This is a genomic window from Streptomyces sp. NBC_00490, assembly GCF_036013645.1.
Classification (GTDB): domain Bacteria; phylum Actinomycetota; class Actinomycetes; order Streptomycetales; family Streptomycetaceae; genus Streptomyces; species Streptomyces canus_F.
Window position 1 is genome coordinate 6,483,500 of the sequence record NZ_CP107869.1, and the last position, 14,750, is coordinate 6,498,249.

At 69.8% G+C, this 14,750-nt stretch carries 15 protein-coding genes; 12 read left to right on the top strand and 3 right to left on the bottom strand.

The window, feature by feature from the left end; all coding sequences use genetic code 11:
- Positions 1-63: 63 nt before the first annotated feature.
- Positions 64-549: an ATP-binding protein gene (locus OG381_RS29665; protein ID WP_327719126.1), complete on the top strand. Its 486-nt coding sequence runs from the start codon at positions 64-66 to the stop codon at positions 547-549.
- Positions 550-626: 77 nt separating this feature from the next.
- Positions 627-1,952, top strand: coding sequence for an Nramp family divalent metal transporter (locus tag OG381_RS29670; RefSeq protein ID WP_327719127.1), 1,326 nt, complete (start codon positions 627-629; stop codon positions 1,950-1,952).
- Here the strand turns inward: OG381_RS29670 and OG381_RS29675 are convergent.
- The gene (locus OG381_RS29675) at positions 1,928-3,199 is read right to left on the bottom strand and encodes a hypothetical protein (protein ID WP_327719128.1); all 1,272 of its coding nucleotides are present in this window, start codon (positions 3,197-3,199) and stop codon (positions 1,928-1,930) included. The two genes, OG381_RS29670 and OG381_RS29675, sit on opposite strands and share 25 nt — an antisense overlap.
- An 82-nt stretch (positions 3,200-3,281) precedes the next feature.
- Positions 3,282-3,791 (bottom strand): SigE family RNA polymerase sigma factor, encoded by a 510-nt coding sequence (locus tag OG381_RS29680; protein WP_266888627.1) that lies wholly within the window; start codon positions 3,789-3,791, stop codon positions 3,282-3,284.
- A 166-nt stretch (positions 3,792-3,957) separates the two neighbouring features.
- Here OG381_RS29680 and OG381_RS29685 point away from each other — a divergent pair, with 166 nt between their 5' ends.
- Complete coding sequence (locus OG381_RS29685) at positions 3,958-4,305, top strand: hypothetical protein (RefSeq protein WP_327719129.1); 348 nt, start codon at positions 3,958-3,960, stop codon at positions 4,303-4,305.
- 75 nt (positions 4,306-4,380) lie between these two features.
- Here OG381_RS29685 and OG381_RS29690 read toward each other — a convergent pair whose 3' ends face one another.
- The gene (locus OG381_RS29690; RefSeq protein WP_327719130.1) at positions 4,381-6,069 is read right to left on the bottom strand and encodes a chitinase; all 1,689 of its coding nucleotides are present in this window, start codon (positions 6,067-6,069) and stop codon (positions 4,381-4,383) included.
- Positions 6,070-6,360: 291 nt separating this feature from the next.
- Between OG381_RS29690 and OG381_RS29695 the strand changes: the two genes are divergently transcribed.
- The 9 genes from OG381_RS29695 to OG381_RS29735 all read left to right on the top strand — a co-directional run bounded on the left by OG381_RS29695 (position 6,361) and on the right by OG381_RS29735 (position 14,693).
- Positions 6,361-7,212 (top strand): hypothetical protein, encoded by an 852-nt coding sequence (locus tag OG381_RS29695; RefSeq protein WP_327719131.1) that lies wholly within the window; start codon positions 6,361-6,363, stop codon positions 7,210-7,212.
- Positions 7,213-7,252: 40 nt separating this feature from the next.
- Entirely contained in the window at positions 7,253-7,960 is a 708-nt protein-coding gene (gene cpaB / locus OG381_RS29700) for a Flp pilus assembly protein CpaB (protein ID WP_327719132.1), read from the top strand.
- Between the two features lie 7 nt (positions 7,961-7,967).
- Positions 7,968-9,221, top strand: a complete 1,254-nt coding sequence (locus OG381_RS29705) for an AAA family ATPase (RefSeq protein WP_327719133.1) — start codon at positions 7,968-7,970, stop codon at positions 9,219-9,221.
- Complete coding sequence (locus tag OG381_RS29710) at positions 9,218-9,625, top strand: TadE/TadG family type IV pilus assembly protein (RefSeq protein WP_327719134.1); 408 nt, start codon at positions 9,218-9,220, stop codon at positions 9,623-9,625. The genes OG381_RS29705 and OG381_RS29710 overlap by 4 nt, the downstream gene beginning before the upstream one ends.
- 1 nt (position 9,626) lies before the next feature.
- Positions 9,627-9,977, top strand: coding sequence for a TadE/TadG family type IV pilus assembly protein (locus OG381_RS29715; RefSeq protein WP_327719135.1), 351 nt, complete (start codon positions 9,627-9,629; stop codon positions 9,975-9,977).
- Positions 9,978-10,049: 72 nt separating this feature from the next.
- Positions 10,050-11,387, top strand: coding sequence for a CpaF family protein (locus tag OG381_RS29720; RefSeq protein WP_327719136.1), 1,338 nt, complete (start codon positions 10,050-10,052; stop codon positions 11,385-11,387).
- 10 nt (positions 11,388-11,397) lie between these two features.
- Positions 11,398-12,342: a type II secretion system F family protein gene (locus OG381_RS29725; protein ID WP_327719137.1), complete on the top strand. Its 945-nt coding sequence runs from the start codon at positions 11,398-11,400 to the stop codon at positions 12,340-12,342.
- Between the two features lie 14 nt (positions 12,343-12,356).
- Entirely contained in the window at positions 12,357-13,244 is an 888-nt protein-coding gene (locus OG381_RS29730; protein WP_327719138.1) for a DUF5936 domain-containing protein, read from the top strand.
- A 15-nt stretch (positions 13,245-13,259) separates the two neighbouring features.
- Positions 13,260-14,693 (top strand): sensor histidine kinase, encoded by a 1,434-nt coding sequence (locus tag OG381_RS29735; protein ID WP_327719139.1) that lies wholly within the window; start codon positions 13,260-13,262, stop codon positions 14,691-14,693.
- The last annotated feature ends 57 nt before the right edge of the window (positions 14,694-14,750 follow it).

Here is a 14,750-nt window from a genome sequence, read left to right on the forward strand (position 1 = left end):
GTAGGCAGTGAATCGGGTATTCCTCCCCGTGTGCGTCACGGCCGCGGCGGACATCCTGCTCCCATGCTGCAACTCTCCGGGGGCCGCGCCCCGGACCGCGATCCTCGGTACGCCGCTTACCCCCAACCCCCCTTGGGGGCAGGCCATCTGAGCGTCAAGTACACCCCCCGTCCCGCCGCCGTCCGCGAGGCCCGCGCCACGGTCCGCCGACAGCTGGAGAGGTGGGGGCTCGCGGACCAGGAGGACCTGGTGGACAACGCCGAGCTGCTTGTCAGCGAACTCGCCACCAACGCCCTCCTCCACTCCGCGAGCAGCTTCCGCCTCACCCTGTTCGCCTCGCACGGCGTGCTGCGCTGCGAGGTCGCCGACGTCGGCCGCCGCACTCCCCAGGTGCTCCGGGCGGGCACCGCGGAGAGCGGCCGGGGGATGTTCCTGGTGGACGCGCTCGCCCGGCGCTGGGGCTGCCATCAGGACGGGCCGGGCAAGACCGTATGGTTCGAGCTCGGCACGTGCGGGTCCGACGACTGTGGTCGGCCGGAGTCGTTCTGACGTCGAGTACGGGCATCGGGTGAAGATCCACGCAGGCCCTCTTGCCGGGCAGGCCGCTTTGGGCTTTCTTGACCTGCATGGCGGACACCACGGGCAACCCCACGGACACCCAGGCATCATCCGACGACTCCCGACCTCGTAAGTCCAGTTGGAAGTACATCGGCCCCGGCATCGTCGTCGCGGCCACCGGCGTCGGTGCCGGCGACCTGGTCGCGACCCTCATCGCGGGCAGCAACTTCGGCTACACGCTCCTGTGGGCCGCCGTCATCGGCTGCCTCGTCAAGATCTCCCTCGCCGAAGCCGCCGGCCGCTGGCATCTGTCCACCGGCCGCACCCTCTTCGACGGCTGGGCGAGCCTGGGCCGCTGGACCTCGTGGTTCTTCGTCGCCTACGTGGTGATCTGGGGCTTCGTCTACGGCGCCGCCGCGATGTCGTCCAGCGCGCTGCCGCTCCAGGCGCTGTTCCCGGACGTGATGGACCTCAAGTGGTGGGCCGTCGCCTGCGGTCTGACCGGCCTCGTCTTCGTCTGGTTCAACAAGTACGAGGTCTTCGAGAAGGTCATGACGGTCCTGGTGGGCGTCATGTTCGTGGTCACGGTCTACCTGGCCATCCGCGTCACCCCGAACCTGGGGGACGCCTTCGCGGGCCTGCTGCCGGTCCTCCCCGACGAGAAGGACTCGATCCTCAACACCCTCGGCCTCATCGGCGGCGTCGGCGGCACCATCACCCTCGCCGCCTACGGCTACTGGGTCAACGCCAAGGGCTGGACCAACACCGGCTGGATGAAGGTCATGCGGCTCGACAACCGCGTCGCCTACGCCACCACCGGCATCTTCGTCATCTCCATGCTGTTCGTCGGCGCCGAGATGCTGCACTCGGCGAACATCGCCATCGCCAGTGGCGACAAGGGGCTCATCCAGCTCAGCGACATCCTGGAGGACAAGTACGGCTCGGCGACCGCCAAGTTCTTCCTCATCGGCTTCTTCGCCACCTCGTACACCTCCCTGATCGGCGTCTGGCACGGCGTGAGCCTGATGTTCGCCGACTTCGTCGCCCGCTTCCGCGACAAGGGCGAGGGCAAGGGGACGGGCGAGGAGGTCGCCTCCGGTGCGCGCGAACGCTCCTGGCCCTTCCGCGCGTACCTGCTGTGGCTGACCTTCCCGCCCATCGTCCTGCTCTTCCAGGGCCAGCCCTTCCGCCTGATCATCCTCTACGGCGTCCTGGGCGCGGCCTTCCTTCCCTTCCTGGCCGGCACGCTGATCTGGCTGCTCAACTCCTCGCGCACCCCGGCCGAATGGCGCAACGGCCTGATCAGCAACGGGATGCTGGTGATCGCCGGGCTGCTGTTCCTGGTGCTGTGCGTGAAGCAGATCTGGGATCAGCCCTGGTCGGAGTTCTTCTGACCGGTCAGCAACTCCTCCCGGCTCAGACCCCACTTCGAGCTGAGCGCGATCTTCTTGAGCTGCTCCATCGTCAGGGCGGGCTTGTCACGGCTCGGCTCGTCGTGCGGCCCGCCCGCGTTGAGGGCGCTGATCACGACGCGCGTACCGTTGATCCGCACCGTGTCGACGGTCCACCTGACGGTGCCCGGGACGTCCTTGTCGCCGGCGTCCTCGCGGGTGACGAGCATCGTGCCGTCGGAGAGGGACTCGGCGCCCTCGAAGATGCTCTCGCCGAGCAGGTCCTCCATGTTCGGCTGGACGTTGATCTCGACGAGGCTCTTGCCCTTGCCGTCGTCGACGACGACATAGCCCCACCCGGACGCGTCACCGCCCCTCGAGACCACCTCGACGTCGTCGGGCATGAGATAGGCGAGATCCTTGCGGATGTCGCCGCTGCCGGGGGACGTCTCCTCCGGCTTCGCCAGCGGGGGCTTGTCCTTCTTGGGGATGGCGTCGACCGCCGTCAGCCACGCCGGCGCGGTCACCAGCTTCTTCAACTCGGCGGCGTCCAGCGGCGGGTTCTCGCGGGTGACCGGTGAACCCTTCTCGGCCTCGGCGTTCCACTCGTACACCGCGACGTGCTGGCCCTTCGGCGTGATCAGGTCGGCGGTCCAGTGCTTGGTGGGCTCCCGCTTGTCGGGATACTCGTACCCCTGGAGGATCCGCAGCACGGAGCCGTTGTCCAGCCGGCTCGTGCGGCAACTGTCGTACGGCGTGAACGTCTTGTCCGGGCACTCGGTCCACTGCCGGGTCTGCTCGGTGCCGGGCTCGACCCGGTCCATGCTCACGGAGACGACGGAACCCCCGTCCCCGTCGTCCCACACGAGCCACGCGTACGGCGCGTCCTCGGTACCGCGACCGGTCTCCTGGCTGAACTTGCCGTACCCGAGCTGCTCCTTGAGCGTGCTGATCAGCTGCCGGCCGGAGACGGGCGGCACGGTCGCCGTGGCGCTCGGCTTCGAGGCCACCGAGGACGGGTCAGGGTCCGAACCGCCGCCGGGCAGGAGCAGCGCCCCGCCCACCCCGACGAGCGCGAGGGAGGCCGCGCCGCCCACGACGGCGGCCCGGCGCCGCAACCGCAGCCGGCGGCCACGGGCGAGGCCCGCGGTGGTGAGCGCGTGCGCGTCGGCGTCGAACTGGCCGCCGGCCTCACGCAGTTCGGCGACGACACGGTCCTCGAAGGGATCACTTTGCTGTTGAGCGGGCATGGCTAACCACCGTTTCCCCGAGGTGTGAAGGATGAGAAGTCAGAGGTGTGGATGAGGCGAGGCACAGGGACGGGTGGGGCCGTCAGAAGCGGGCGTACTCTCCGAGGTCCTCGCCCAGCAGCTCCCGCAGCCGGCCGAGGGCGCGGGTACAGCGGGTGCGGACCGCGGAGGAACTGGCGTTCATGGCGTCGGCGGTCTCCTCGATCGAACGGTCCTCCCAGTAGCGCAGTACGACCACCGCCCGGTCCTTCGCGGGCAGCCGGGCCAGGGCCTGGAGCAGCGTGAGGCGCAGCGGGACGTCGCCGTGGTCGGCGTAGACCTGCTCCGGGAACTCGGCGGTGGCGCGCTCCTTGCTGCTGCGGCGCCGCTGGTGGGCGAGGAACGCCCGGGTGAGGACGGTCTGCGCGTACCCGGCGGGGTTGCCGACCCGGGCCACCCGGTGCCAGCTGATGTACAGCCGGCCCAGGGTCTCCTGCACCAGGTCCTCGGCGAGATACGTGTCCCCGGCGGTGAGCAGGCACGCGGAGCGGTACAGATGCCCCGCGCGTGCCGCCGCGAACTCCGCGTACTGGTCCGCAAGGACCTGTCTCATGTGTTCCCCCTGCTCGTGGATGCGCCGACTGCGCGCTCTCACTTCACTGATGCGGTGGCACCCCGGAAATGTTTCACATGAGATGCGGGGAATCTTGAGACCGGGTACGACGAGTAGGTTGCCGTACGTACACACCCACGCACGCACACCGCCCCGGGGGCTCACCATGACCCACCCGCCCTACCCGCCCCAAGGCTTCGGCCCGCCCCCGCCGATGCCCCGACCGACACCCGTCGGCCCCGAGTTCCTCGCCGTCGACCGCCGCAGCTCGGTGTCCGTCGACGCCTCCGGAGTCACCCTGGAACTCAACGGCGTCGAGGCCGACTTCGACTGGCCGGAGATCCGCAGCGTCCACTACAAGGCGAGCCCGAACGGAAAGTCGCTGATGCTGGCCGTGGTCCATCTCGACGGCCAGTTCTACGAGTGCGTGGTGGACGCGAAGTCGAGGGACCGGCTGGGGGAGTGGTTCGCGGGGCTGGCGGCGGTGTTGGGGTACTACAGGCCGATGGGGTGAGCTGTGGTCCCAAGCGAGCCTGGGTCAGCTGAGCGTGGGGGCGACCGCGATCACCCCCACGCTCTGCTTCCGTCGCTACGGCAGCGCGTGCACGTGCGGGCCCACCGCGTTCGACCACGCGTTGCCCGCCGACGCGTCCCAGTTGGTCGACCAGGTCATCGCGCCACGCAGGTCGGGATAGGTCCTGGACGGCTTGAAGGAGCCGCAGGACGTGCCCTTCGTCAGGCAGTCCAGGGCGTTGTTCACCACGGACGGTGAGACGTACCCGCTGCCCGCGCCGCTCGTCGAGGCCGGCAGGCCCAGGCCCACCTGGGACGGGGAGAGGCCGCCCTCCAGCTGGATGCAGGCCAGGGCCGTCAGGAAGTCCACCGAACCCTGCGAGTACACCTTGCCGTCGCAGCCGAGCATCGAACCGCTGTTGTAGTACTGCATGTTGACGACGGTGAGGATGTCCTTGATGTTCAGGGCCGTCTGGAAGTAGGCGTTGGACGTCGACTGCATGTCGATGGTCTGCGGGGCCATCGTGATGACGAGGGACGAGCCCGCCTTCGACGCGAGCGACCGCAGCGCCTGGGTCATGTACGTCGCGTTGAGGCCGTTCTCGAGGTCGATGTCCACGCCGTCGAAGCCGTACGTCTGCATCAGCGAGTACACCGAGTTCGCGAAGTTCGCCGCCGAGGTGGCGTCGTTGACCGCGACCGTCCCCCGCTCACCGCCGACCGAGACGATGACCTTCTTCCCGGCCGCCTTCTTCGCCGCGATGTCCGCCTTGAACTGGTCGACGGTGTAACCGCCCAGCCCCGCCGAGTCGAGGTTGAACGTCACCGCGCCCGGAGTGGTCGTGGCGTCCGCGAAGGCCACCGCGATGATGTCGTACGAGGACTGGACGTCGGAGATCTTCTGGACCTTGGCCCCGTTGTTGAAGTTCTGCCAGTAGCCGGTGACGGCGTGCCTGGGCAGCGCCGGTCCGGTCGGCGTGGCCGTCGTCGTCCCCGTCACCGCCGCCGACTTCCCAGACTCGCCCGCCGAGTTGGTCGCGGTGACCTGGAAGGAGTACGACGTCGACGCCGCGAGCCCGGTCACCGTCGCCGACGTGCCGGTCACCGCCGTCACCTTCGTACCGCCGCGGTAGACGTTGTACCCCGTGGCCCCGGACACCGCGCTCCAGGCCAGGGACACCGACGACGAGGACGTACCGGAGACCCCGAGGCCGCTCGGCGCGCCCGGAATGGTCGGGGCCGGGTCGGTGCCACCGCCGCCGTCGGGGCCGTACACCGAGACGTCGTCCGCGAAGTACGCCGACTGCCCGTACCAGCCGTGGGTGTAGACCGTCACCGAGGTCGTCGAGGCGCCGGTGGTGAAGGTTGTCGACAGCTGCTTCCAGGAGGTGGAGTCGGGCGTCCATGTCGACACGTCCGTCGTACCGGTGCCGGTCACACCGAGGTAGGAGTACCCGCCCTGCACCCACGCGCTGAGCGTGTACGTCGATCCGGGCTTCACCGCCACCGTCTGTGTGCACTTCGCGTGGTCCTGCCCGGCCGGCGTCGCCTTCAGCGCGGCCGTGCCGCCGTGCACCGGCGAGGAGACGGTGGCCCCGCTCCCGGCCGTACAGGTCCAGTTCGTCAGGCCGGACTCGAAGCCGGCGTTCTTGGCGTTGTTGACATCCGCGGCGGAGGCCTGGCCTGTGCCGGACACACCGAGGGCGAGGGCTGCGAGAACCGCTGCCGACCAGAAGCGAGCAGAGCGTCGTCTGAGTATGGCCATGACAAGCAGACTGGTCCAGACCAATCGTGTCCGTCAATAGGTCCAGACCATCTTTGCGGGCCTGCGAGGCCCGCGGGGGTCCCCCGGGTCCTCCCGTAGGGGCATCGGCATATGCAATCCGCCCTGATTTGGGGAGCCTTGCGCAAAAACAGTTGCCATCAGCTGAAGAAACGCTGTTCTCCGGTCACATGGGCGTGGCTAGAGTGCTGACGTAGTCACGCAGTGAAGTCGACTGGGTGTGCCGGAGTAACGCCGGTCGGGCCGGCGGGGCATGGGAACGGGGAGCTGCGCGTGCCAACTGCCATTGCCGTGACCGGTGCCGACATGGCGCTGCCGCCGCAGGACGAGCGAACCGTGCCCGCCGTCGTGCTCAAGGGACTGGGCAAGGAACCGCTGGAGCGCACGCTGCTGGCCCTCCAGGCGCTCATCGACCAGCACGGCCATGTGATCGTCGTGTGCTCCCAGGCGGTGCCGAAGGCGGTCGAGCGACGCCTGCACACCGTACGGTCCCTCCTGGAGAGCGACCGTATCGCCCTGTTCCGCCCCGATCTGCCGCCCCTCGGGCTGGCCGTCCTGGCCCGCCAGTTGAGACAGCTCGCCTCCTGCGACCTCGGCCCCGGCGTGCTCGCCTCCGCGGGCCGGCTGCTCACCCACTACATCCACGCCGGGGCGGTCCTCGGCTCCGTCACCAAGCTCGACCGCGTTCCCGTCGACCTCAAGGCGCATGCCAAGTCATGGATGCCGGGAAGTCAGTTCGGTGTGATCGCCCACCCCGAACCGCAACTGGTCCGCATCGGCCCCGAAGCCGCTCTGAAGGGACCCGAGTTCGCCACCGCCCTCCTGGTCGCCAAGGGACAGTTCCCGGCCGACTGGGTCACCACCACCCTCGCCCCGTCCTGGAACGTACAGGGCCTGCGCGAAGTCCCGCTCCCCGCCGAGTCGGCGTCGTGGTGGGGCACCCCGAAAGTGGTCGAGTTCTGTTCGTTCCTGCCCGACCTCTCGGTCCTCTACCAACTGGTCACCTCGGTCCGCCAGAGCGCCTGCCACTGGTGCGGCATCGATGTGATCGGCGACCGCTGTGTGTTCTGTTCCGCCATGTCACCGCTCACCGAGAACCAGCAGAACCAACTCACCGCCGGGTGAGCCCTGTCGACCGATATCCCCCAATGAGGTTGTCCGGTTCATGAACTCCCGTCAGCGCCGCGGCGTCATACTCCTGATCCTGTCGGCCGTCTGCGCCCTCGCGGCCTTCGCCGGCGTCCTGTCCGTCATCAACGACGCCGAGTCCAAGGTCGGACCCGAAGTCACCGCCTACCGGCTCAAGGCGAACGTGGAGCCCTACAAACCGCTGAGCACGGCCCAGTTCGAGAAGATCGAGATGCCCGAGCGGTGGCTGTCCGACAACGCGGTCCGCAATCTCCGGGAGATCGACGGCAAGATCGCGGTCACCGCCCTGAAGAAGGGCTCCCTGCTGCAGAGCGACATGATCGTGGCACAGCCGGCTCTGCAGCCCGGGCAGCAAGAGGTCGCCATCATGATCGACGCGGCGACCGGTGTGGCCGGCAAGATCACGCCGAACTCCACGGTCAACGTGTACGCCACCTTCGAGGGTGAGCGGGAGGGTGCTCCCGACCAGTCCAAGATCATCGTAACCAACGCCAAGGTCCTCGACGTGGGCGACCTCACCCCGCTCCAGCCCGACGCCGACGACCGCACCCGCGAGGCCACCGAGGCCGTCCCCATCACCTTCGCGCTCTCCGCCATCGACGCCCAGCGCATCACGTACGCCGAGTCCTTCGCCAAGCGCGTCCGGCTCGCACTGGTCGCACCGGGGGAGACCGGCACCGTCCCCGACCAGGACCGCACGTACGAACTCGCGAAGGACAAGTGAGAGCCGTATGCCCACGAGGATCCTGCCGGCCGTAGGCGACGCGGACGCGGTCCGCTCCATCACCACCCTGCTCAGCCAGCTCCCGGACGCCGAACCGGTGGCCCCGGTCGTCGACTCCACCCAGCTCGTCGACACCCTCGCGCGGCTGGCCGCCGAGTCCTTCGACGAACTGCCCGAGGTCGTGATCGTCCACGAACGCATCGGCCCGGTCCCGGCGTTGGAGCTGATCCGCGAGGTCGCCCTGCGCTTCCCCGCGGTCGGCGTCATCCTCGTCTCCTCCGACGCGAGCCCCGGCCTCTTCCAGGCCGCCATGGACTACGGGGCACGGGGGCTGGTGGCACTGCCGCTGAGCTACGAGGAACTGGCCGTCCGGGTCCAGGCGGTCGCCCAGTGGTCGGTGGGCGTACGGCGCCATCTGGGCGGCACCGTCGACGTGTTCACCGGGGTCGGCGGCACGGTCGTCACGGTCAGCGGCGCGAAAGGCGGAGTGGGGACGAGCCTCACCGCCATCCAGCTCGCCCTCGCCGCCCAGGCGTCCGGCCGCAGCACGGCCCTGGTCGACCTCGACCTCCAGACCGGGGACATCGCCTCCTTCCTGGACGTCCAGTTCCGCCGCTCCGTGGCCGACCTCGCCACCATCACCGACATCTCGCCGCGCGTGCTGGCCGACGCCGTCTTCCGCCACGACACCGGGCTCGCCCTGCTGCTCGCCCCCGGCGAGGGCGAACGCGGCGAGGAGGTCACCGACCGGGCCGTCCGCCAGATCGTCAGCGCCCTGCGCTCCCGCTACGAGGTCGTCGTCATCGACTGCGGCGCCCAGATCGGCGGCGCCGGCGCGGCGGCCGTCGAGATGGCGGACACGGCCCTGCTCGTCACCACGCCCGACGTGATCGCGGTACGCGGCGCCAAACGGACCGTCCGCATGTGGGACCGGCTCCAGATCCGCAAGGCCGAGGAGACGACGGTGGTCGTCAACCGGCACACCCGCGGAACCGAGATCCAGCCCTCCCTGGTCCGGAAGATCACCGGCACACCGGTCGCGGGCGTGGCGATCCCCGCCAACTTCAAGGAACTGCAGTCGGTCGTGGACGCCGGACGCGTCCACGAGCTCGACAACAAGAGCGTCGTGAAGCAGGCGATGTGGGGGCTCGCGGGAGAACTGGGACTGGTCAAGCCGGCCGAGGGAGCGCACAAGGGCGGACGGTCCAGGGGCGACCGGGCCGCGGTGGGCTTCCGCCGACGCAAGGAGCTGGGGCCATGAGGCGGCCCGGGGTCATACGCCGGCTCGGGGTCATGGGGCGCCGGGACTCCGGCCAGGTCACCATCGAGTTCCTCGGCATGACCCCGCTGATCATCATCACCTTGGTGCTGCTGTGGCAGTTCGTGCTGGTGGGGTACACCTTCACGCTGGCGGGGAATGCTGCGGACGAGGCGGTACGGGCGGGAACGGCGGCGAGCCCGGGGGAGCGGCAGGGCGCGTGCGAGGCGGCAGGCCTGGAGAAGCTGCCGGACGCGTGGAGCGGCACCGTGGAGTGCGGCACCGGCGGCGGCTATGTCACGGCCGACGTCAAGCTCCAGGTCCCCGTCCTCTTCCCGGGCGCGATCGGCTTCCCGTTCGAGGTGAAGGGCCATGCCGGTGCCGTGGAGGAGGAGAAGGGGGACTGAGATGTCGTACGACAGGAAAGTCCGCGACCGCGGCCAAGTGGCCATCGAGTACCTCGGGTTCATCCCGATCCTGATCCTCGTCGCCATGGCGGGCGTACAGATCGGCCTGATCGCCTACACGGCACAGCAGGCGGGTACGGCGGCGCGGGCCGGCGCGCGGGCGGCCTCGCTGGAGAACAGCGCGCAGGAGGGCTGTACGACCGCGGTCAGCGACTGGCTGTCCGTCACGTGCTCCTCCGCGCAGGGCGGCGACGAGGTCACCGTCACCGCCACCGTCGCCATCCCCTCCATCGTCCCCGGCTGGGACTTCGGCGACGCGAACAAGACGGCGACGATGCCGCTCGACCACTGAACCCGGCTGGACCCGGGCGGACTTGGATCAAATCGGCTGAAATCGGCTGAAGTCGGCTGAACGAGGAGCACCATGAGCTTGCGGGCACGCATCAGCACCCCCGAGGAGAACGGCAGCCGGGGCGAGGACGGCCACCTGGTCGCCTCGTACCGCGCCAAGCTCCTGGAGGAGATCGACCTCGCGGAGATGAGCTCGCTGGCGGCCGCCGAGCGCAGGGCCCGCCTGGAGCGGGTGCTCGGGCACATCATCAGCCGCGAGGGCCCGGTGCTGTCGACGGTCGAGCGCTCGCAGCTCATCCGCAGGGTCGTGGACGAGGCACTGGGCCTCGGCATCCTGGAGCCGCTCCTCGAAGACGCGTCCATCACCGAGATCATGGTCAACGGCCCCGACGCGATCTTCGTCGAACGCGGCGGCCGGGTGGAGCAGTTGCCGCTCCGCTTTCCCTCCCACGACCAGCTGATGCAGACGATCGAGCGGATCGTCTCGACGGTCAACCGGCGCGTGGACGAGTCGAATCCCATGGTGGACGCCCGGCTCCCGTCCGGCGAGCGTGTGAACGTCATCATCCCGCCCCTGTCGCTGACCGGCGCGACCCTGACGATCCGCCGATTCCCGCGCTCCTTCACCCTCCAGGAGATGATCGGCCTCGGCTCGCTGGACGAGCACATGCTGTACCTGCTCGCGGGCCTGGTGCAGGCCAAGTTCAACATCATCGTGTCGGGCGCGACGGGCACGGGGAAGACGACCCTGCTCAACGCCCTGTCGGGACTGATCCCGGAGCGCGAACGCATCATCACCATCGAGGACTCCGCGGAACTCCAGCTCCAGCAGGCGCATGTGATCCGTCTGGAGTCCCGCCCGCCGAACGTCGAGGGCAAGGGCCAGGTGACCATCCGCGACCTGGTCCGCAACTCCCTGCGGATGCGCCCGGACCGCATCGTCGTCGGTGAGGTCCGCGGCGGCGAGTCCCTGGACATGCTCCAGGCGATGTCGACCGGCCACGACGGCTCACTGGCCACGGTCCACGCCAACAGCACGGAGGACGCCCTGATGCGGCTGAAGACCCTGGCGTCGATGTCCGAGGTCGGTGTCCCCTTCGAAGCGCTGCACGACCAGATCAACAGCGCGCTCGACGTGATCATCCAGCTGACCCGGTTCCCCGACGGAGCCCGCCGCATCACGGAGATCGCCCTCCTCGACAGCCACGGCGCCGAGCCCTACCGGCTGACCACGGCGGCCCGCTTCCACGCCCAGCCCATGTCGGCGGACGGCCGCGTCCACGGCGCCTTCGAGTACTTCCCGCTCCCACGCCGTACGGCGGACCGCCTCTACATGGCGAGCCAGCCGATCCCCCAGGCCTTCGGCGTGGCCCAGTCCGCGCTCGAACTGACGACCCGAGAAGCCAGGTAGGTACCGCCCGATGGAACTCCACTCGCTGATCACGCTCACCACGGGTATCGCCCTGCTGACCTGCGTCCTCGCCGTGGCGGGCCTGCACGCGTACGCCATGGGCAAGGCCCAGCGCCAGGCCCTGGTCGACCGTCTCTCGGCGACGGGCCAGATACAGGCGGGCGGCCGGCGGCGCCGCTTCCCGACCCTGGACCGCCGGCTGCGCCGCACCAAGCTCGGCAGGAAACTGGAACTGAGGCTGGCGGCGACGGGCCTGGACATCACCCCGGGCGAGTTCTTCGTCTACATGCTGGCCACGGCGGCCGGCCTGTGGTTGGTCAGCCAGGCGGCCCTGGCCCCCTTCTTCGGCCCCCTCGCCGGTCTGCTGGGCATCTGGGTGGCCGTGCAGTTCCTGAACTGGCAGCGCCAGAAACGTATCGAGAAGTTCATCAACCAACTGCCGGAAATGTCCCGGATCCTGGCCAACGCCACCCAGGCGGGCCTCGCCCTGCGCACGGCGATCGGCATGGCGGCGGAGGAACTGGAGGCACCGGCCGGGGAGGAACTGGGCAAGGTGGCCAACCAGCTGGCCCTGGGCGCCTCCCTGGACGACGCGCTGGGGGAGATGGCGGAGCGCCTGCCCTCGCGCGAACTGGTGGTCCTGGTGACGACGTTGGTGCTCTCCAACCGGGCGGGCGGCCAAGTGGTGGGTGCGCTGCGCAACTTGACGGAGACGCTGGAGGAGCGCAAGGAGACGCGTCGGGAGGTCCGCACCCAACTGGCGCAGGTCAACATGACGTCGTACGCCGTCCCGGTCCTCGGAGTGGGTTCCCTCTTCCTGATGAACGGCGTGAAGGACGGCGCCCTGGACCGTATGACCGGCTCCCCGGCCGGCCAGGCGGCGGTGATCGTCGCCTTCGCGCTCTACGCGGTGGGGTTCGTCCTGATCCGCCGCCTGTCCCGTATCGACGTCTGAGGGGGCGTACGCAGATGGCACTTCTTCTCGCCCTGCTGATGGGCCTCGGGGTCTGGGGCGTCTTCGCCGGGATCCGCATGTACCGGGCGGACGCGAAACTCCCCGGCGACCTGGTCCTCGCCCTGGAGGTCGGCGCCACGCGCACCGGCGCGGTGGACTCGCTGATCGACCGTCTCGGCATGCGCTACGCACCCGCCGTCCTGCGCCTGATGGGCCCCAAGCAGGTCGCGAAGTACCGCCGCAGGATCGACCTGGCCGGCAACCCCGGCGGTCTGACCATCGACCGCTACGCGGCCCGCCGCGCGGTCTACGGCTTCTTGGGCGGTTTCGGCGGCTTGGTCTTCCTGATGCGGGGCCAGTTCCTCGTGGCCCTGCTCCTGCTCGCCTTCGGGGCGTTCTGGACGGAGGTCGGCATCTGGTCGGCGATCCGGATCCGCAAGGACGTGATCGAGCGGACCCTGCCGGACTTCCTCGACGTCCTGGCGGTCGTGGTGAGCGCGGGCCTGGGCTTCCGGCAGGCACTGGACCGGGTGGCGATGAAGTACGAGGGGCCCTGGGCGGACGAACTCCGCATCACACTCCGCCAGATGGACCTCGGCATGGGCCGCCGCCAGGCCTTCCAGGAACTGCGCCGCCGCAACGACTCCGAACAGGTGGCCATGTTCGTCACGGCGCTCCAGCAGGGCGAGGAACTGGGCGCCCCGATCGTCGACACCCTGGTCGCCCTCGCCAAGGACATGCGCCGCACGGACGCCCAGAACGCCCGCCGCAAGGCCGCCCGCGCGGTGCCCAAGGCCACGATGATGATCACCACGTTCATGGTCCCGGCCACGATGATCCTCCTGGGCGCGGGCCTGCTGCTGGGCTCGGGGACCGACTTCGGCTCGATCACGGGCGACTAGGGGCGGGTGACGAGGATGTCGATGACCGGGGAACGCCGGGGGGCGTGGCGGCGACGGGCAGTGGAGCGGCTGGAGGAGCCGCTGCCGGGTGTGCCGAGGCAGCCGCGGACGGCGGCGGAGGGCGGAGGCGCCGCACAGGGGCCACCCGCGCGGGCTGACGCTCCCGCACGGCCTGAAGCACCCGCGGGGGTTGCCGCTGCCGCACAGGCCGATGCACCCGCACAGGCCGCCGCACCGGCAATCCCCATCCAGGTCAACGCCCTACAGGCCCTGGCCCGCCAAGTCTTCGGCTTCCGGCTGGCCATGATCGCCCTGGCCGCCCCCGCCGCCCTCCTCAACGCCAACCCGGGCCTGGGCGCCCGCCTGGTGGGCGCCGCGGTGGTCGCCACCTTCATGGGCTCGTACGTCCTCTTCAGGGACTGGGAACGCTTCGGCCCCCTCCTCCTCCGTCACCCCACCCTCCTCGCCGCGGACACCCTCTTCGGCTCCCTGCTCCTCATCTCCGCGGGCCCCGACACCACGCTCGCCTACGTCAGCGTCTGCACCCCCCTCCTCGCCGGCATCGTCTACGGCTGGCGAGGCGCCGCGGTCTTCGCGAGCCTTCAGTCCCTGATCTTCCTGCTGGTCTACGCGACGACACAGAACCCGGCCACCACCGTCGCCGAGCGACTTCTCCTTCCCGGCCTCTGTGTCATCGCCGGAGCGGTCGGCTCGGCCCTGCGCAACCTGATGTTCCGCTTCGGCGCGGCCACCCAGGCCCTGACCGAGGTCCAGGCCCGCCTGGCCGTCACGGAGGCGATCGCCGAGGAACGGGCCCGCCTGGCAAGGGAGATGCACGACTCGGTCGCCAAGACCCTGTACGGCGTGGCCCTGGCTGCGGACGGCCTGGCAGGCACGGCCGACCGCATGGACCCCGTGCTGGTCAAGGAACAGGCGGAGCTGGTGGCCCGCTCGGCCCGCCGGGCTGCCGCCGAGTCCCGCGAACTCCTGACGGACCTGCGCCGGGAGGCGACCGCCACCGACGTCCTGAGGGAACTGGCAGCCCGCACAAGGGACTTCGGCACCCGCACGAACCTCGCGGCCACCTACCACCCCACCGGCGAGGAGGAGACGCCCCTCATCCCGCCGGCCGTCGCCCGCCAACTCCTCACCATCGCCACGGAAGCGATGGACAACGCGCACCGCCACGCGGCACCGACCCGGGTGGACGTGAGCGCGGGGGTCCACGGCGACCTGCTCTGCATGACCGTCTACGACGACGGCCGGGGTCTGCCGCAGGGCACCACCCTCGAACAACTCCGCAGCACAGGCCACTTCGGCCTGGTGGGCATGGTCGAACGAGCCGCCTCGCTCGGCGCCCGCATCCGTATCGGCCGCGGCACCCACACCCAGGGCACGGAGGTCCGCCTGGAACTCCCGCTGACGACACCGGCCCCAGGCAGCGCTTGACGATCCGCACGACGCCGTCGCACAGTCCCCCACGCCACGCGAGACGACGAGAGGAGG